The following is an 18,545-nucleotide window of genomic DNA, read 5'->3' as shown; positions in this document are numbered from 1 at the left end:
GAGTTTTAGACATAAAAAAAGACGTCATAGGACGTCTTTTTTTATTGAATTGGTGGAGCTGGCGGGATTTGAACCCGCGTCTTAGTCGCTATTTTATTGGTCTGTAGGGAAGTCTGTGCAGTATTTGTGTATTTTGATTTCTGTCAGGCTTAGACCTCATGCTTCAAAATTGGTTGGCTTCTCTTTTTTCAACGGCGCATTCCACCACTGGCTAAAAGTCATTTTATCTCTCCAACATTCGTAAAGCACTCGGCAAAACTCATACACCAACAAATACAATCCGAAGAATACAGCGAAGAATTTCCAATCCATGTTTGCACTCCGTGCCTCCTGTGTGAGTCATATTACCATAATTCTCCAAATGTAAGCCTAGTTAGTTATGAGGTTTACTAAATTGGACTCAACTATGACAAAAAAGACACCAAAACGTGATCTGCAAATCACATTTATTCATCAATTTAAACGCGCTACAAGAACAGAGTGGCCTGATAAGTTTCGAGTTTGCTGGCACTTTAATCCAGAGACACTCGACTATATCTATGAACACAAAGATGAGAAGTTTAATACTAACGGCTTTGTATTATCAGATGGGCTAGTACAGCAGCTTCCTGAAGAACTGAGAAAGAAATACTTTACTCCTTCAGAGAGATGTTTGTTGTTTCTTTTCTTTGAGTTACAAATCTCCGAGTTCATCAACTCCAAAGAAGTGGATGATTTCGAGTTTGAGAACGTGTTTGGCGTATCGAAAAAGCGTTATTTTTCGGTGGAAGCCATTGATGAATGGAGTGAGCAGATCGACTTACTTTAAGGGCTGCTTTGCAGCCCTTCTCCTCTTTGAGTAGAAAGTATGGCTAGTTTTGTTATAGTCGATAGCCTCGATGATTTGTATGAAACAAGGAACGTGATATTTATGGCAAATATAGATGATTTTCCAAGTTTATTCACACCAAATGCTCAGGGAGATTTTCCATGGGATCACCCCTCATGGACAGATGCTGGAATGTCTAAAATAGAAAAATATCAAGCATATTCAGAGATTCGGCTAAGAGTATTGAAAACGTGTAAACGAATAATACGTTCCACAAGAGCAAGTGATCTAATAAAGTTCAGGCTCTTTTCAAAGAGTAAAACCACTAATTGTGAATTGGTGGTTACCGTCCAGTTTTCTACTAAAATCTGTATTATTCATATCCTGTATACATATGTTAGCCAGAATATTATTGATAATGTTCTTAAGCTATGTCTGATGGCTAAAAATGGAGTAGATATAGCCGCTCATTATAATTTAACTGAGGTTTATTTCTTAGGGGGTGTCCACATATATTCTGCCGTGGATTTCGAATTTAATAAAATAAACCTGTGTATCGAGTAGTTAATCGTGTGGGAAGTTAAAGGTGATACTTACTCTAAAAGAGTGAATTTAAAGTCGGGTGACATTCGTTTAGTAAAAGTAAGGATAAGAAAACAGAGTAAAATAAGGCGAATTTTTGTTCCTGATGACGAGAGTAAATCTTTTTATCGTGGGCTAATGGGCTACTTAGATAAGATTCACCTTAAAGCAAAACTAGTTGATAGTGCTCATGGCTTTATTTCAGGTAAAAGTGCAATTTCAAATGCTGAAGCACATATCGGTTATGATGTTACTATAAGTATGGATCTTTTAAATTTTTTTGAAAGTATTACTCCGCGACATGTTGAAAGGTATTTACCGAGTAAATTAATAGATGTTTGTTTTGTCGAAGGGATATTGCCTCAAGGGGTTCCTACCAGCCCAGTTATATCGAATATAGCTTGTGTCGAGTTAGATAAGAGTATTACTGATTTATTAGCTAAATATCAGGCATCTAAGATTATAACTAAGTTTTCATTCACTCGATATGCTGACGATATCTCGGTAAGTTTTAAATTTGCAGAACCATGTGAAATTGATAGTGCCATATGCCCTTTTAGCGATGCTAATCGCATCAGTAGCAAATACATGAAAGTGTTTTGTAGCAACATTATTCGGGATGTTGAGAAAATCTTAAAGTCTTATGATTTTTATCTCAATAACAAAACTAAGTTGCAATTTGCTTCCAATGGGCGACGTGTTATCACGGGAGTATCGGTAGGTGAGTTTGATATAAAAGCTACTAGACGTATAAAGAAAAAGTTAAGAGCCGCAATCCATAAATCAAACGTGAACTCAGTATTGGGACTTGTTAACTGGATTTCTCAACAAGGTTGAATAGTACCTGTTTGGATGATACCTTACTTTGGTAATTAGCTTGTTGCTTTACGAAAACTAACGTTTTTAAATGGCATGATGTATCGTCTGCTTTATAAGGTGACAAATGGTTCAGTGCGCGGGCGGCTTCGCCGCAGAACTGTCGTAATTACGTTTTTAACTCTACAGCTAGGCTGTTAGTGGTTCGTCAAACGATAGAATTTTAATTCCCCCTGTTTGGATGATAAGGTCAGTTACACTAAGTTGAGGCCGAATTACTTAATTTAAAAAAAGCACCCCTCGCGGGGTGCTCAATACTATTTACTCTCCAATGTTCGCATACAAAAATACGCTACTACTGAAAAAATAATCCCTATACCCACGCATCCAAACGAAATCAAAAATAACCTATATGACAATTTCTCAAAAGCAATGAGGTCGGGATAATCTAGCAATAGAAACAGTATGTTCCAGAGTGTATTAATAATTGCGACATAGCTTACTGAATTAGCAAGTGATATCCATTTTCCAGAGAGTTTAATGCAAGCGTCGAAAACGCTTTCGTAGTTAGGTCTCATAATAAATTCCTCAGTTAGTCCTATGATTAACTAAGTTCTGCTCATGAGAATTCTGCTAGATGAAAAGGATCTTTTTATTTTGATTTGCGCAATGGCTGCCTTCCGTACAGCAAGACAACAGTTTCAGTGTAGAAAAACGAGATGCTGATTTTACAAACCTTCGACTATTTAAGAGGGCGCGGGAATACATCGAAGTGACTCGATAAAAGCAAACTACATATTAAAAAGGACGGTACGCCTTAGGGGATAAAGCAAACACTTTATCTATATGCCGAGGTTGTAAGACGCCTCCGCATCGTCTAGCCCACTAATTTATGGCAAGAGCCAACGCCAGTCTACCAGATAGGTTTAGGTCATGTTTAGTCTCCTGTTATATAAAGGGGAGGTTAATGGCGTACCGTCTAAGCTGTTACCAGATTAATGCGTCGCGCTCACATTAATCGGTAACTACATTCAGTTTACTTCAATCGAAATTTCCATTGTCATGTAAATTATGCTGAAAATTTTCGTAATCGGAGACTATATAGTAATAGCTGAGCCGCAATCTTTCATAAACTCAATCTGCTTGAGTCTCATGAACTCGGGTGGGAACACTACTGATAGCACAGTAAACCTCGACAGTGCAATCCTCCTGCTGGCTCGACGTACATAGAGGTATGTGCGTTAAAGATGCTTTGTCTATCAACACGATATTCAATAATTCTTGAAGCTATCGTAAGCCATAAAAAAAGGGAGCGAATCGCTCCCTGAGGTCAAGTCTACAACTAATTCAACAGCCCTAAAGCTCTTCCTCCGTCACGAAAACCTTCTAACCTTATTCCCACTATTCTGTCATTACTGGTTTTTGCGAGCGCTTCCAGCTTAGCGAGTTCGGTGAAAAACGCTTCTCTGGAAATAGACTGTGACTTGTCATCTCCTAACGGTCTTTTACTGTTAAACATTAATTCGTATATGACATCACATTGATTGTGCTGAAATTTGATTTGGCTCGTTAGTGTCGCTTGCTGACTTTCAGTGAAAGATGAACGGGTGTTAGCGAATAGACGAGCGTGCGCTTTCTCAATCTGGGTGAGGAACCGCTGGCGATGACTATACATGTATACAAATTCATACAGCCCGTTGTCACTTTCAAATTCCTGTAGATATTTGCTAAGTATCTTTGCGCGAAGGTCGCCATTAGATTTATTTTTGGCATTAGATGTTTCCATCTCAATAGCGATACGACAGCCAGTATTTGCATCTACGACCAGCGCGTCAACGAGTCGAGGGTCATTTGCTCTATTTTCTAACTGAATAGCAATATCGCGCTCAGACGCAAACCCCGTAATTTTCTTAGTCTTCACTAAGTCGAGAAGAACAATCTGTACCGAGAGATCATGAAGCAAATTTCGTTCGTTCACTCTGCTAGCATCTGAGCGCAAGTGTAGTTCTCTGTTAAGTAAAAATTCGGCTTCCCGAATACCTTGGTTAGTTAGAACTATGAAGTTCCTGTCTTGGTTAGCAAAAGTAGGGTGAATAGCTACGATTTGTTTCTTTTTAAGCCTATTTACAAGCTTATTTACTGCTTCTCTAGATAGCTCTAGATGACGCTGAATTACAGTTTTACAGGTAACTCCAAATATTCCTGTTATTGCTATTGCGGCATTCTCTCGCTGTATGCCAATTGACGCTGGGTCACTTTTATTGGTGATGTATAGGTTGCGTATAGAAGACTCGATTGCACGGTCTATGTAGTTCATTTCATTCTCCTGTTTTTAAATCATAACTACATAGAATCAAGCTCAGGAGAATCTTCGGATGAGCGCACAATGCCTTGCATTATGCTAAAGCTTCGCTTTGCCAAGCATACTGCTTAGCTACAACATTTTTTATTCTTAAAATGTTGTCTACTTCGTAGAAGTAAATCTTCTGCAAAGCAGAGCTGACGCGACTCGTCGCTGCTCTGCTACTTGCCACGTTGTGGCTGCGACAGAAGTTTTACTCGGAGTCAGCTACCGCTGATTAAGGCCATTTTTACCCTAGTGTAGCGTCGGGAAAAAGTGTTACTCGGATACACCTCGCTACATTCGCACCGCAGTGCTCAGGCAGGGATAAGTTGCTACGCAACTTCACCCAGGTTTGCTGGGGCAAACTAAAATTGGCCTTAATCTGCGATGCTGACTCCGGCTCCGTCGATTACTTTGTTTCACAAAGCAATCTACTACGCAGCAGTTGTTGAGCTTTGCTCAAGTATTTTTACATAATCGTATCGATTACGTTGTTTGCATCTTCGATAAGAGCGAAAAGCAAGTGGTTGCAGGTAATAGGCGAATAATTAGAATAAAAAGAGCACCCGCGGGTGCTCCAAGAACATTCTATTTTTTTCGCAGCCTTGCACTTTGTATGTGACAAGCGAGTGAAAATAAATAGATAAGTAAAATTAGCATATAGCCTCTTGTTCCGGTAAACGGATAGCTCTCTGCAACTTCGAATCGAGTTATTAGTTGCACAACAAAAATCACAAACAGAATGTCTCCTATGGTCATTAGTTGTGCGCTTAGTACGTCTAACAATGCAATAAAAAATTGCCGCTTACATTTCATATATTTCTCCTTTTATGTCTTCGGCCTTAAAAAGGGCCACACTAGGAGAATTTTTGAGATTGCAGCAAAGCTTTATCTTTAATCGCTGACTTTGAGAGTGATTCTGCTTTTGATAGTAGTTTAAAATCGCGTGATTATTACCCTTTAATCATGAGCTGATTTTACGGTTAGATGTCCTCGTAAATCACTCTTGCAGGACGTATAAGTGACATTAAGACGGTGTTCTGATACTAGCGTTTAATGAAAGGTGAATACGCGAGCATCGCACAAAAGGACTATCTCTTCACGTTGAAGAGAATCAACTAAATTCACAATCGGAGAACTGTCTTTGGCCCTTCACGTGAACTGTATACGGAGTACGTATGAGTTCAGTGAACAAAAAAGCGCTATCAGAAAACGATATCATATCTATGCACACCATGCCTGCAATAAAGCAGAATGCTCGCGACTTGTTGCCGCTCTGCCACATGTCATTTTTGACTGCGACAAAAGTCTCACTCGGAGTCACCTATCGCTGATTAACCACTATTTTTTCCATCCTCCTCTCGGGGAAAGCGTCGAGTGGGATATTCCGCTCGCAGTGTTCACAACAGTGTTGTGAAGGTTGCAGATTATCGCTTTGCAATACTCAGCAAATTTGCTCAAGCAAATGATAAAAGTGGTTAATCTGCGCTCAAGTTTTTATTAAAACTCGTACCGAGTTTTCTGTTTTTTACTTTCGTATTATCTTCTATACCTCAATATCTGCTCTCTTCGGATAAAGTGCTCACAACAAACAGAAATTATAAAATCGACTGTTAATATTTTGTTTTAGCGCTAAATTTAAGAATTGAAAATAGAAACCAAACAGGGAAAACGATGAAAAGAAAACTTAAAGCTCTTCATGTAATCGAGAAAAAGGATGACGAAAGTAGCAACTTAAAAGAGGTAAACAAAGCTACAAATACTTGGGAGTCTGGTTTCTGGAAAATTACAGAAGAGCGAGCAAAAGAACTTGTTGGTGGTGAGTTGTACATCCACAAGGGGCAAAAAAAACCAAGTCACAAAGGCGGTGTGATAAAAAGCTACAGAATGGTAGGAGATAGAGCGCTATTTACCTTTGTCGCTGATTCCAAATTTGAAGGAATCGAGACTCACAAAAATTGGGGTAACGAAAAAAGTTTTTCGTACTGGAGTGAGGAAGTCGCGCAACCATTAAAAGATTTACCAATGATTTTTGTATTTGTTGGCTGGATGGAAAAATATCGAGGTAACAAGGGCGATAGGCTTATCAATGGTGGGCGAATAGCGGAAGAGCGACAGCATGGCGTCGAAGTCTGCAACTTTAAATCGCACAAAGGTAAGGTGTATGGCAACTTTGGCAGTAGTAATGGAATGAGTGCTAAAGGGTTTGAAAAACTAGGAGGAAGCAAATCTCAGGAAAGTGTTACCGGAACGGTTGTATGGATTGCGAAAAATGAAGAGACAAAAAAAACGGTAGTTGTGGGGTGGTATAAAAACGCTGAAATTTATAGGATGCCCCAAAAATTAGATAACCCTTCCAAAGCTCATGTTAATAACTCCCTAAATAAGTATCACTTCGCAACTGAGCAAAACCAGGCAACCTTAATTAATAGTAAAAACAGAATTTTGGAAGTACCGAAAGGTAAAGGTGGAAAGGGACAAAACTTCATTTGGTATGCGGATTCTACTATAGGATCACAGTTTAAGAGTAAAGTAATAGACTACATTTCAGAATTTGAGTCTAACGATGATACTTTTGAAAACAAGAAAGGCTTCGTGAAAGGAAAGTGTGATCCTGAAAAAAACAAAGTGGTAGAGCAAGCTGCGATAGACTTTGTGTCCGACTATTATGTGTCGAAAGGGTTTGAAATAACAAGCGTTGAAGCAGATAACGTGGGTTATGATCTTTTGGCGGTTTCCAAAGCGGAAAAGCTTTATATTGAAGTTAAAGGCCTAAGTGGAAAATCTAGGCGTGTAGGTATCTCACCTAATGAATACGATTTCTTTAGTCAACGTAAGCCAAGCTATGTTCTTGCGATAGTATCAGAAGCATTATCCAGCAACCCCCGACTCACACTGTGCCAATACTCTAAAAAGAACGGTGATTGGTATGTGGTGGGTGATAAGAATGCTGTGTTAAAAGAGACGCCCAAAACTGCCGCCATTATTGAGATTAAGTAGCTCTTTATTATAAAGAGAGCATCTCTCGGTGCTCTCAGACTAATAACCTCTTATCTAGCTTCCGGCTTGCTAGTGGCGATCTTAAGATAAGAATTTGATAACCAGAATTGGTATTTTTAGCATTAATAGTGTTCTGATGCGGGGAGTTTTTTAACTCCAATACTCTCTGGGCGAGGAGTATTCAAGAACTATGTTGTTGACTATTAAACCGATAAAGCTTCAAAATCGTTAAGCTCCCTTATATTCAATTGTATTTTTTAGGCGGAAATGTGAAATCTATAATCCATTCAATTGCAGACAAAACACATATGGACATTGAAGATGTAAACAAAGTAATTGATTGTTTCTCAATAGAGTTTCATAAGCGTGTTTATGAATATCCTAAATCGTCTTCGTACTACAATTATGTAGAAACTAGTTTAGGTGCTGATATCTCACAAAGAGCTTATTTTCACCTTGTTCACGCTTTTGCGCTAATTGCAGAAGGAGCAGGGGATACGACTGAAGCAGCTTCGTATAGGCACAGGCTGGATCTATCGTACTCTAGGGATGAAAAGCAAAACTACTGGAATGACACCAATAATTGGTAGGAGTCGCCAGTACCCACATAAAATACTAATGAGTGACAAGCATTTAATGTAGAGTTTGTATTTTTTATATCTTCGATATCGCGCTGATGGTTGAGTGAATAGTAAGGTTTTTAACAATCCACTGTTTAAACGCATTTAAGATCCTACAAATACCAATGCTATTCCTAATTATACTACTTTAGTATAGTTGGTGCTGATGTTAGATTGAACTCTAGCGTAGAGTGTGACGATGCAAAGTTGTTGTTACGTTTTAGGAGGTTATTAAATATGGATATTTTTTGTGTTGATGTGGGTTCAATAAAAAATAACAACTTCGGTTGGGCTAAGCTTACTCTAGAGAACGAAAAGGTTGAGAGTGGCTCGGATATTGGTGAGTTAGCAGAAAGCATTTCGAATTCATTAGACTCTAGCGCACAAGTTTCGATCGGCTTTGAGTGTCCCTTATTTGTTCCCGTAAGAGACGAACCTGTAAAAGTAAATAGTGCACGGAAAGGCGAGGGTAATAGATCGTGGAGTTCTGGTGCTGGTATCAGCGCTATGGGAACGGGATTAGTCGAAGCACTTTGGATAATGCGAAAAGTTAATGAGCTTACGAAAGTAACGCCTTCGGCAACATTTTGTTGGGAAACATTTCAACGCAAAGAATGTAATGTATTTCTCTGGGAGGCATTTGTAAGCGGAGATGCAAAAGGGAAAACGCATATCGACGACGCGTTAATTGCGGCAAACCATTTCAAAAACAATATTCATCAACTTGAATCCGTGAACTCAATCTCTGAAGATGATGCCCTTTCTTTAATTGGAGCAGCGGGACTCAAATCTGGCTGGTTCAAAGACTTATCTGTATTATCAAAGACGTGCTTAGTTTTAAAAACCGCCTAACGCCAAAATTATAGAGGTAATGCGATGGAACGCTACGAACTATTAAAAACATATCAACGTGAACATCGTGCCACGTTTTGCGATAACTTAACCCTTCGAAGTCACAGAGGTTTAAGCTGGTTACAACGCGCTGAGATGTGCGTCGATGACCCAGATGCAAAATTTATATTTCTATGGATTGCTTTCAACGCTATTTATGCACAAGACTTAGATGCACTAAAACTGAGAGAAGCAGAGAGCTTTTCGCGGTTTATCGAAAAACTGCTTTCATTGGACAGTAACAATACCCTAAGTGCCATAGTGTGGCAGGAATTTCCGCGCAGTATAAGGGTATTGTTGAACAACCAGTATGTTTATCAGCCGTTCTGGGATTATCAAAACGGAAATATAACGGAAGATGAATTCAAAACCCGCTTCGCTGAATCAAAGTCTAAAGCTGCTAAAGCATTGGGAAACACCCAGACTCAAACAGTGCTTCAATTAGTGTTACAACGGTTATACACACTAAGAAATCAACTCATCCATGGCGGTGCAACATGGAATAGCCGTGTTAATCGTGAACAGTTACGAGATGCAAATTGCTTTTTACATAAACTCGTCCCTGCGTTACTAGACATTATGATGCATAACCCCAAGGAGTTGTGGGGTACTGCAAACTATCCCGTGGTTACATCCTAAGCAGTTAAACAAGCTAATAGCATAAAACGCTAAAACCAACGTAATACACGCGGTAACATTAACAAACAGAATAAGTGATGCTGGCGACAATGGGCCTGCATACAAAACAGAAAACAGGACAATGTAGTGGATAACAAAGAACAAGAATTTCTTAACGGTCTTGAAAAGAAGCTGTGGAATGCAGCAGATAAACTGCGCTCGACCTTGGATGCCGCTCAATATAAACATGCTGTATTGGGGTTAGTTTTTCTTAAATATGTTTCCGACGCGTTCGCCATTCGCCAGCAAGAGTTGAAAGCGGCATTCAGTAACCCCGATGACGAATACTTTATAGATCCCGCTGACTTCGATGGCCGCGAAAAAGACCCCGAATACCTAGAGGAAGTTAACGCTGAGCTGGAAGTTCGCGATTTTTATACTGAGAAGAATGTGTTCTGGGTGCCCAAAGAAGCCCGTTGGTCGTTTCTTCAAGATAACAATAAAGTTGTTAACGGTGGTGAAATTGAGATTGGAGCTGACAAAGATACTGGCAAAGCGGGTAAGAAAATACGCTCTGTAGGTCAATTAATTGATAACGCACTAGAAGCGATTGAGCGCGACAATGCCAAGCTTAAAGGCGTGCTCAATAAGCAGTACACCACATTGAAAATTGACCAGAGTAAATTAGGCGAGCTTATCGACCTTATCGCTACTATTCCGTTTAATCACTCCACCATGAACAGCAAAGACATTCTGGGGCATGTGTACGAATACTTCCTGGGGCAATTCGCCTTGGCAGAGGGTAAAAAAGGCGGTCAATACTATACGCCAAAATCCATCGTATCGCTGATTGTTGAAATGCTAGAGCCATTCAAAGGTCGCGTATACGACCCCGCGATGGGCAGCGGCGGCTTTTTTGTTCAATCAGAAAAATTCATTACAGAACATGGTGGGCGCATCGGCGACGTAAGTATTTACGGGCAGGAATACAACTACACCACATGGCAGTTGGCCGCCATGAATATGGCGATACGTGGTATCGATTTTAACTTCGGTAAAGAGCCAGCCAGTACCTACACCAATAACCAACACCCAGATTTGCGCGCCGATTATATTATGGCGAACCCACCGTTTAATATGAAGGAGTGGGATGCGGGTGTAGCCGCTGACGACCCACGCTGGAAATACGGAACACCACCTTCAGGTAATGCTAACTTCGCTTGGTTGCAACACATGTTGTACCATTTGGCCCCAAATGGGTCTATCGGCCTGCTGTTAGCTAATGGCTCCATGAGTTCGAACACCAACAACGAAGGTGCCATCCGTAAAGCGCTTATCGAAAATGACTTGGTTGAATGTATGGTGGCATTACCAGGCCAGCTATTTACCAATACGCAAATTCCAGCCTGTATTTGGTTCTTAACCAAAAACAAAGGCGAACGAGTAAATGACTATGGCCGAAACTTGCGAGACAGAAAAGGCGAAGTGCTGTTTATCGATGCACGTAACCTCGGCTATATGAAAGACAGGGTGCTTAGAGACTTTACGGTAGAGGACGTTCAGAAAGTTACTGATGCATTTCACAGTTGGCAAACGGGCGAAGGTTACGAAGATGCGGCTGGATTCTGTAAGTCTGCAAAGCTTGATGAAATTGAAAAGCATGACTTTGTGTTAACGCCAGGGCGCTATGTAGGTGCAACCGAGCAAGAAGACGATGGCGAACCTTTTGCTGAAAAAATGACGCGACTGACATCTCAACTGAAAGAACAGTTTGAGGAAAGTAACCGATTGGAGCTGCAGATTAAGGAAAATCTCAAGGGGTTGGGTTATGAGTGAAAATTACCCTACTGAGTGGGAGTTGCTGCCTCTAGAGGAGGTAGTTGGGGCAATAATTGATTACAGAGGAAAAACTCCGAAGAAGGAATCAAGTGGTATCCCACTAGTGACTGCTAAAATTGTGAAAGCTGGAAAGTTGTTAGAAGCTTCAGAGTATATTTCTGAAGATAATTACGACTCTTGGATGAAGCGTGGTTTTCCTGAAATTGGTGATGTTGTCATTACTACTGAAGCTCCTTTGGGAGAAGTGGCGCAGTTAAAGTCAAACAAGGTTGCTTTAGCTCAGCGAATTGTAACTTTGAGAGGCAAAAAAGGAATTACAACAAGTGACTACTTGTATTGTGTTTTTCAAGGAGATTTTGTACAACATCAACTTGAGGCTAGAGCGTCTGGCTCGACGGTTAAAGGCATAAAGCAAAGCGAGTTAAGGAAAGTAGAAGTTCCAATTCCGCCTTTACATGAACAAGAGTTCATATCGAACCAAATTCAACTATTGAACGCTAAAATTGATTTGAATGAAAAGCAAAATAACGTTCTTGAACAAATCTCCCAAGCCATTTTCAAAAGCTGGTTTATAGATTTCGAACCAACCAAAGTCAAAATCGCCGCCCGCGAAGCATTACTGGCAGAAAACCCAGCCGCCACACCAGAGCAAATTGCCACCGCCGAACAACAGGCCGCTATTCAAGCAATAGCTGGCGCTGGTGACGTCATTCCAACTGAACAACTCCAAATCGTCGCCGATTTATTTCCTAATCACCTTGTGGATAGCGAGTTGGGGGAGATACCTTATGGTTGGGAAGTGAATAGGCTGATAGAGTTAATAAATATCACGGGCGGAGGGACACCTAAACGTTCTGAATCCTCTTTTTGGGGAGGAGATATTTCATGGTTCTCGGTGAGGGATGTTCCCAATTCGTCTGATATTTTTGTAACAAGAACCGAAGAAAAAATTACTGAACTTGGTTTGAAGAAGTCTTCAACCAAGTTGATCCCAAAAGGTTCTACGATCATCACAGCTAGGGGGACAGTGGGAAAACTTGCACTGGTTGCCGAAGACATGTGCATGAATCAATCTTGTTACGCCATCAGAAGTGATAGGTTTGGTGATTTCTATAATTATTTCAATTTAAGACAATCTGTAGAAACCTTACAAAGAAATACTCATGGAGCTGTTTTTGACACTATAACTACGAGAACATTTGAAACATACTCACTTGCATACGGCGGGGATGAAATTTCAAGTGTTTTTGATACGGTAGTTGAACCTATCATGAAACGTATCGAACTCAATGTCCGTCAAAACAGTTTACTAAGTGAAGTAAGAGATACTTTGTTGCCCAAACTCTTATCAGGACAAATGCAGGCTATTTAATTAGGGTAACTCATGAAAAATAGTAGCACTCCGCCCCTAGTATACAATCTGTTGTTTGCAGGAGATCTGGAGCGCAGTCATTTGAACGCTTGTGTTGGTAATAATGGGCAACCAGATATATCTTACTATGCAGATGGGTTTATTGATGCGGCTTTAAAGCTAGGCTTAGAAGTATGTTCCGACTACTTTACAAATTCCGTTGACACATTTATCTACCCCATTTGCTTTAATTTACGTCACGGGTGCGAACTATGGCTGAAGCATTTTCTTGAAAGTCTAAAAGTAATTCGTTATGACAGGCTTTTACATCCTGTAAAGCTCGGTGAAACTGAGAGAGAAATAACCGATTCAGATTTAGTTAGGACACATGACCTGAATAAATTTTGGTATTGGTTCAGATATAACTCAGAGTTACGCGACGTCAGATTTATTGAAATAAATAACAGACTCGATAGATTTATAATTTCAATAGGACAGATTGATGCAACGGGGCAAACTTTTAGGTATCCGTTTGATACTGAAAATAAGAAACACCTCATAAAGACCCCCGTTATAAATATTTCTAACTTAACTAAAAGAATAAGTGAGTTAAAAAACGTCATTAAAGAGCTAAATAACTTAATAGAGTTACTGGAGCGTGAGTATGCAACAGGAACTTTTACGAAAAAACTTTCCAGATATCAAATAAGGAAAATCGCTGAGCAATTACCTGATAGGGGGTCTTGGGGGTCAAAAGAGTTCATCGATAAAAAGAACAAGCTGAAAGCTCAGTTTGGTATTGGAAGTGGTGAATTTTCCGAAGCTCTAAATTTGATTCAGAAAAACCATTCATTTGCGCCATTGATCGGACAAGAAATTCCATTAAAAATTATAACATTGGAAGACCTTTCTTGCTTTATCAGTTCATGGCTGATTTTTCATCCTAAGAGAGAGTGTGAAAGTCGTGATTGGATGTCTGAAGTATTAGATCCCGAAATGGCCTCTGCGAAGTCGTCGGCTCACACCAAAATATTGAAAGAAATAAAAATGGAAGCACAGGCTGAAATAGCTGCACTTTTTTATTTTGCTATTGATTCCTTGTATTGTGAATTATATGAAAGAAGGCTACAAACAGAATTGTCGTGTTTAAAAATGCTTGATGTAAATGATCGGGAGTTTAAGCAGTATTCGAGAGATGTCTTATCAAAAACTAACTTCATAAGGCATTTAGTTATTAGTTTACGAATATTGGGACAATTCTCGTTATTGCATTCGCTAAGTGATAAGTTTGAAGTCGTAGAAGAGGAAGTCTCTAGACAATGTTCAAAATCGACAAATTAACAAACCGAATTACCCGCCTGCAAAATAAGCGCTTTAGTGAACTAGGTTTTTCAGAACGCAATCATCTTCAAGAGTGGTTAGCCTATCAACCCGATGCTTTCGGTGAAGAGTTGTTGATAATCCAAAAAGAGTTCGACGGGTTCGATGATACGCGTGAGAGGCTAGATCTTCTTGCGTTAGACAAAGACGGAAATTTAGTCATTATTGAAAACAAACTCGATGATACAGGTCGCGATGTGGTATGGCAGGCATTGAAGTACGCATCTTATTGTTCAGGCCTCGGTAAAAAACAAATCGTCGATATTTTTCAAAGTTACCTCAATCGTTACTGCGGCGGCGGTGATGCTAACGCTTTAGTATGTGAGTTCCTTGAAGTACCTGATATGGGCGAGGTTGTACTTAATTCTGGTAATGCACAGCGGCTAATTTTTGTTGCAGCAAATTATCGTAAGGAAGTTACTAGTACAGCACTTTGGTTATTAAGCCACGGTATTCAGTTACAGTGTTTCAAGGTTACTCCTTTTTCTATGCAGTTAAACGTCACCGAGGGACAACGAGAAGAACTTTTCTTAAACGTAGAGCAAATTATTCCAACACCCGAAGCTAAAGAGTTAATGATAGGTATTAGCGCTAAAGAAGCAGATGAAAAGGTTACAGAGCAAGAACTCAAAAACCGTCATAAAATTCGTTTGGGGTTTTGGGAGCAAGCATTAGAGGCATTCAAAACTAGTCAATGCGATTTGTTTGATAATATTAACCCCACGAAGGATCATTGGTTGTCTGCTGGTTCTGGTGTACGTTCATGTCCCTACACGCTTATTTTTGGCGCAAAAGAGGCTAGAGTGCAGTTGGAGTTCACTAGATCTAGTGCAGAAGAGAACAAGTTTATTTTCGACTTTATGCAAGCGAATGAGCAAGATATTGAAACTACATTTGGTGAAAAGTTAACTTGGCTCAGACTAGATGAGAAAAAAGCCAGCCGTGTGCAATATTCACAAGAGTTTCAAGGCTACGAGCGAGATTCTTGGCCTGAAATCATCGACTGGATGATTACGCACATGATAAAACTTGAGAAGGCGACGAAACAGTATCTGTCTCAAGCAAATAGCCAGATAAAGAATAATAACTAGTAGTAAGGAATGTCATGATCACGGAAGACCAATTAGAACAGCTTTGTATCGACTGGTTCAAAGAAACTGGCTACCAGTATGCAAACGGTTATGACATAGCCCCAGATGGGGCGTCTCCCGAGCGAGCAGACTATCAGCAAATATTGCTCGTTGAACGACTTTTCGCACAACTCAAAAAGATAAACCCACTTTTACCTGAAGACGCGCTCCACTTGGCAGTAAGCGCAGTAAGTCAGCCTGACACGCCAATACTCACTAAAAACAACAAGCAGTTTCATCAATATCTGCTTGAAGGCGTGAAAGTAGAGTATAAGGAAGATGGTGAAGATAAAGTTGATTACGCAAGATTAATCGACTTCTCTTCAGTAGATAACAATCAATTTCTCATCGTTAATCAGTTCACTATTACAGGTGCAAAGGGCAATCGTCGGCCCGATGTGTTGGTGTTTATTAATGGTATACCGTTGGCAGTAATTGAGCTTAAAAACCCCGCAACGGAAAATGCTACTATCGATAGCGCTTTTAATCAGCTTCTTACTTACAAAGAGCAAATACCCGACCTGTTTACGTACAACGAAGCTTTAGTAATAAGCGATGGCTTTGCCGCGAAAGTTGGATCATTAACGGCTAATAAAGAGCGCTTTTTACCATGGCGTACAGTAAAAGATGAAGATGACAAAAGACCATATGAATACCAGCTTGAAACGGTTATAAGAGGCTTCTTCGAACCAGAGCTTTTCTTAGATTACATTCGTCACTTTGTGCTTTTTGAGGAAAGCGGTGGCGAGTTAATTAAGAAGATTGCTGCATACCACCAATTCCACGCAGTGCGAGCAGCAGTTGAAGCTACTGTAGTGGCTAGTCGTAAAGAAGATGATATAGCCGAATTCAGCGAGCCACGCGCCAATTATCACAAAAAAGTAAAGCCAGGCTCAGGTAAGGCAGGAGTAGTGTGGCACACACAAGGCTCTGGTAAGTCAATTTCTATGGTTTGCTACGCAGGTAAACTAATGGCCCAGCCGAAAATGAATAATCCGACTATTGTGGTAGTTACCGATAGAAATGATTTAGACGGGCAGTTATTCAATACCTTTTCGATGGCAGCCGAAACGCTGAAACAAACACCAGTTCAAGCTGAAGATCGTGATTCTTTACGCGATATTCTTACTTTAAAACAGTCTGGCGGCATTGTATTCACCACTATTCAAAAATTTGCGTTGCTTGCGGGTGAAACAGAGCATCCAGTATTGAGTAGCCGTAGTAATATTGTTGTCGTTAGTGACGAAGCACACCGCAGTCAATATGGCGATAAAGCGCGTTACGTAGAAATTAAAGACAAAGATGGCAACGTAATTGATAGTAAATATGTTTACGGCTATTCAAAATATCTACGCGATGCGTTGCCCAATGCTTCTTTTATTGGTTTTACGGGAACACCAATATCGTCAGAAGATAAAGATACCCGTGCAGTATTTGGCGATTATGTTTCTATCTACGATATTCAAGATGCTGTAGAAGATGGAGCCACAGTGCCTATCTACTACGAGTCACGTTTGGCAAAACTCGATATTAGGCAGGATGATATTGAAAAGCTAAATGCGGACGTTGACGAAGTGTTCGAAGATGAAGAAGATGCTTTACAGAAAGAAAAAGCGAAATCAAAGTGGGCGGCGCTTGAGAAGTTGGTAGGCGCTGAACCGCGAATGGGTGAAGTTGCCGAAGACTTAGTAATTCACTTCGAAACGCGTATATCTACATTTCCTGGCAAGGCTATGATTGTGTGCATGAGTCGTGAAATCTGCGTTCATATGTACAATGCATTGGTTGCACTTCGCCCTGATTGGCATGATGACGACCCTAACAAAGGTGCCGTTAAGGTTATCATGACGGGGTCTGCATCAGATAAACCCTTATTGCAGCCGCATATTCACAACAAGGACACCAAAAAGTCTTTTGAGAAACGCTATAAAGACATTAAAGACCCTTTACAAATAGTGATTGTTCGAGACATGTGGCTAACTGGGTTTGATGCGCCTATTTGTCATACGATGTATGTAGACAAACCAATGAAAGGCCATAACCTCATGCAGGCCATTGCCCGTGTAAACCGAGTGTTTAAAGATAAGCCTGGAGGGCTTATTGTTGACTATATCGGTATTGCTAACGAACTGAAAAATGCATTAAAAACCTATGCAGATTCGCAGGGCAGGGGTAAACCTACACACGATAACCATGAAGCATGTGCAATTATGCTTGAAAAGCTTGAGATCATTCGAGCGTTGATGGTTGGGTATGATTACTCAGATTACGAAAGCAATGCACTTAAGCTTTTACCTGGTGCAATGAATCATATTTTGGGTTTGCCTAACCCTGGTAATGGTCAACTTGACGGTAAAAAACGGTTCCTCGATGCCATGCTTCCACTTTCTAAAGCATTTTCATTGTGTAGTACATTGGATGAGACCGCAGAGTACAAAAAAGAAATAGCCTTTTTCAGTGCAATAAAATCGGCATTCGCCAAGCATAGCGGTGGAAAGAAAAAGTCAGATGAAGATAAGAACTCTGCTCTTAAGCAAATTATTGATAATGCCATTGTTGCTGGCGGTGTTGTTGATGTATTTGAATCTGTGGGCTTAGACAAGCCTAATGTAGGGCTGTTATCTGAAGAGTTTCTGGATGACGTAAGAAATATGAAGCAGCGCCACCTTGCAGTTGAGTTATTAGAAAAACTGCTCAAGGACGACGTTAAAGCCAAAATGAAAAACGACGTGGTTTCAGAAAAGGCTTATTCAGAAAGAATTATGGAAACGCTTCGAAAGTATCACAATCGCGCTATAGAAACTGCGCAAGTGATAGAAGAGCTAATCCAGATGGCAAAAGACATGGAGGATGATCTTAAGCAAGCTGAAGAACTCGGTATGAATAATGACGAGATCGCTTTTTATCGAGCACTAATTCAAAACGAGAGTGCGGTTAGAGAGCTTGGTGACAATAACTTACGTAGCCTTGCTAAAGATATTACCGAAAAGCTTCGAAAATCCACGACTGTTGATTGGCAAAAACGAGACAGTGTTCGAGCAAGGTTACGAAACTTAGTACGTAGAGCATTACGAAGATGGAAATACCCTCCTGATCGCTCTGACGAGGCAATAGAACTATGCCTTAAGCAGGCCGAAGTTTTGAGTGAAAGTTGGACTTCTTAGGT

15 protein-coding genes are annotated in these 18,545 nt (G+C 40.3%); 13 read left to right on the top strand and 2 right to left on the bottom strand.

Annotated features, from left to right (window positions below; translation table 11 throughout):
- Positions 1-156: 156 nt before the first annotated feature.
- On the bottom strand, positions 157-312 hold the full coding sequence (locus tag ACXAER_RS18925) for a hypothetical protein (RefSeq protein ID WP_474831936.1): 156 nt from the start codon (positions 310-312) through the stop codon (positions 157-159).
- 94 nt (positions 313-406) lie between these two features.
- On the opposite strand from ACXAER_RS18925, the gene ACXAER_RS18920 reads away from it, so the two are divergent.
- The 3 genes from ACXAER_RS18920 to ACXAER_RS18910 all read left to right on the top strand — a co-directional run bounded on the left by ACXAER_RS18920 (position 407) and on the right by ACXAER_RS18910 (position 2,227).
- Entirely contained in the window at positions 407-808 is a 402-nt protein-coding gene (locus tag ACXAER_RS18920; protein ID WP_474831933.1) for a hypothetical protein, read from the top strand.
- Positions 809-910: 102 nt separating this feature from the next.
- Positions 911-1,372, top strand: a complete 462-nt coding sequence (locus tag ACXAER_RS18915; RefSeq protein ID WP_474831931.1) for a hypothetical protein — start codon at positions 911-913, stop codon at positions 1,370-1,372.
- Between the two features lie 6 nt (positions 1,373-1,378).
- Positions 1,379-2,227 (top strand): reverse transcriptase family protein, encoded by an 849-nt coding sequence (locus tag ACXAER_RS18910; RefSeq protein WP_474831928.1) that lies wholly within the window; start codon positions 1,379-1,381, stop codon positions 2,225-2,227.
- Positions 2,228-3,548: 1,321 nt separating this feature from the next.
- Here ACXAER_RS18910 and ACXAER_RS18905 read toward each other — a convergent pair.
- Positions 3,549-4,523 (bottom strand): hypothetical protein, encoded by a 975-nt coding sequence (locus ACXAER_RS18905; RefSeq protein ID WP_474831925.1) that lies wholly within the window; start codon positions 4,521-4,523, stop codon positions 3,549-3,551.
- A 1,205-nt stretch (positions 4,524-5,728) separates the two neighbouring features.
- Between ACXAER_RS18905 and ACXAER_RS18900 the strand changes: the two genes are divergently transcribed.
- From ACXAER_RS18900 to ACXAER_RS18855, 10 genes are all read left to right on the top strand, one after another.
- Entirely contained in the window at positions 5,729-5,884 is a 156-nt protein-coding gene (locus ACXAER_RS18900; RefSeq protein ID WP_168463182.1) for a hypothetical protein, read from the top strand.
- Positions 5,885-6,224: 340 nt separating this feature from the next.
- On the top strand, positions 6,225-7,550 hold the full coding sequence (locus ACXAER_RS18895; RefSeq protein WP_474831921.1) for a protein NO VEIN domain-containing protein: 1,326 nt from the start codon (positions 6,225-6,227) through the stop codon (positions 7,548-7,550).
- Positions 7,551-7,819: 269 nt separating this feature from the next.
- Positions 7,820-8,140: a hypothetical protein gene (locus ACXAER_RS18890; RefSeq protein ID WP_474831919.1), complete on the top strand. Its 321-nt coding sequence runs from the start codon at positions 7,820-7,822 to the stop codon at positions 8,138-8,140.
- Between the two features lie 267 nt (positions 8,141-8,407).
- Entirely contained in the window at positions 8,408-9,022 is a 615-nt protein-coding gene (locus ACXAER_RS18885) for a hypothetical protein (protein WP_474831917.1), read from the top strand.
- A 24-nt stretch (positions 9,023-9,046) separates the two neighbouring features.
- Complete coding sequence (locus ACXAER_RS18880) at positions 9,047-9,700, top strand: hypothetical protein (protein WP_474831914.1); 654 nt, start codon at positions 9,047-9,049, stop codon at positions 9,698-9,700.
- Between the two features lie 126 nt (positions 9,701-9,826).
- Entirely contained in the window at positions 9,827-11,515 is a 1,689-nt protein-coding gene (locus tag ACXAER_RS18875) for a class I SAM-dependent DNA methyltransferase (RefSeq protein ID WP_474831911.1), read from the top strand.
- On the top strand, positions 11,508-12,890 hold the full coding sequence (locus ACXAER_RS18870) for a restriction endonuclease subunit S (RefSeq protein WP_474831908.1): 1,383 nt from the start codon (positions 11,508-11,510) through the stop codon (positions 12,888-12,890). Before ACXAER_RS18875 ends, ACXAER_RS18870 begins: the two co-directional genes overlap by 8 nt.
- 12 nt (positions 12,891-12,902) lie before the next feature.
- Entirely contained in the window at positions 12,903-14,210 is a 1,308-nt protein-coding gene (locus ACXAER_RS18865; RefSeq protein ID WP_474831906.1) for a hypothetical protein, read from the top strand.
- Entirely contained in the window at positions 14,189-15,340 is a 1,152-nt protein-coding gene (locus ACXAER_RS18860; RefSeq protein WP_474831904.1) for a DUF4268 domain-containing protein, read from the top strand. Before ACXAER_RS18865 ends, ACXAER_RS18860 begins: the two co-directional genes overlap by 22 nt.
- Before the next feature lie 14 nt (positions 15,341-15,354).
- Positions 15,355-18,543, top strand: a complete 3,189-nt coding sequence (locus ACXAER_RS18855) for a type I restriction endonuclease subunit R (protein ID WP_474831900.1) — start codon at positions 15,355-15,357, stop codon at positions 18,541-18,543.
- The last annotated feature ends 2 nt before the right edge of the window (positions 18,544-18,545 follow it).

The sequence above is a fragment of the Alteromonas sp. AWJ4_199 genome (assembly GCF_056159165.1).
The sequence above is the reverse complement of the archived record's forward strand: the minus strand, read 5'-3'. Positions and strand labels throughout refer to the sequence as shown.

Bases quoted from the DNA above. Each gene is read 5' to 3' on its own strand.
- ACXAER_RS18925 (WP_474831936.1), bottom strand. From the start codon at position 312: ATGGATTGGAAATTCTTCGCTGTATTCTTCGGATTGTATTTGTTGGTG.
- ACXAER_RS18920 (WP_474831933.1), top strand. From the start codon at position 407: ATGACAAAAAAGACACCAAAACGTGATCTGCAAATCACATTTATTCAT.
- ACXAER_RS18915 (WP_474831931.1), top strand. From the start codon at position 911: ATGGCAAATATAGATGATTTTCCAAGTTTATTCACACCAAATGCTCAG.
- ACXAER_RS18905 (WP_474831925.1), bottom strand. From the start codon at position 4,523: ATGAACTACATAGACCGTGCAATCGAGTCTTCTATACGCAACCTATAC.
- ACXAER_RS18900 (WP_168463182.1), top strand. From the start codon at position 5,729: ATGAGTTCAGTGAACAAAAAAGCGCTATCAGAAAACGATATCATATCT.
- ACXAER_RS18895 (WP_474831921.1), top strand. From the start codon at position 6,225: ATGAAAAGAAAACTTAAAGCTCTTCATGTAATCGAGAAAAAGGATGAC.
- ACXAER_RS18885 (WP_474831917.1), top strand. From the start codon at position 8,408: ATGGATATTTTTTGTGTTGATGTGGGTTCAATAAAAAATAACAACTTC.
- ACXAER_RS18880 (WP_474831914.1), top strand. From the start codon at position 9,047: ATGGAACGCTACGAACTATTAAAAACATATCAACGTGAACATCGTGCC.
- ACXAER_RS18870 (WP_474831908.1), top strand. From the start codon at position 11,508: ATGAGTGAAAATTACCCTACTGAGTGGGAGTTGCTGCCTCTAGAGGAG.
- ACXAER_RS18865 (WP_474831906.1), top strand. From the start codon at position 12,903: ATGAAAAATAGTAGCACTCCGCCCCTAGTATACAATCTGTTGTTTGCA.
- ACXAER_RS18860 (WP_474831904.1), top strand. From the start codon at position 14,189: ATGTTCAAAATCGACAAATTAACAAACCGAATTACCCGCCTGCAAAAT.
- ACXAER_RS18855 (WP_474831900.1), top strand. From the start codon at position 15,355: ATGATCACGGAAGACCAATTAGAACAGCTTTGTATCGACTGGTTCAAA.